This window comes from Paenibacillus sp. GbtcB18 (assembly GCF_019091125.1).
Classification (GTDB): Bacteria; Bacillota; Bacilli; order Paenibacillales; family NBRC-103111; genus Paenibacillus_F; species Paenibacillus_F chitinolyticus.
The window spans coordinates 1-238 of record NZ_JAGXJX010000816.1 but is presented as its reverse complement, the minus strand read 5'-3'; the positions used below and the strand labels follow the sequence as shown (position 1 = coordinate 238).

At 47.5% G+C, this 238-nt stretch carries 1 protein-coding gene; it reads right to left on the bottom strand.

Annotated elements, in window-relative coordinates; translation table 11 throughout:
- The coding region (locus KVT34_RS31055) for a phosphopantetheine-binding protein (protein WP_217563377.1) at positions 1–238 on the bottom strand (238 nt) is incomplete at both ends.

Below are 238 nucleotides of genomic sequence, written 5' to 3'. Positions count from 1 at the left end.
CTCAATAAGGCGGGCCTGCTCTTCCAATACGGCGTGGCTGAACAGCTCTTTTAATGCCAGCTTCACCTCAAAGGTTTTATACACCTGGCTGGCCAGGCGGGTGGCTTTCAAACTATGGCCACCCACCTCAAAGAAATTATCTTTTATACCGACCAGCTCACGTCCTAATATTTCCTGCCAGATAGCTACCAGCTTTTCTTCTGTAACATTACGGGGTGAAACATATTCCACACCTGTA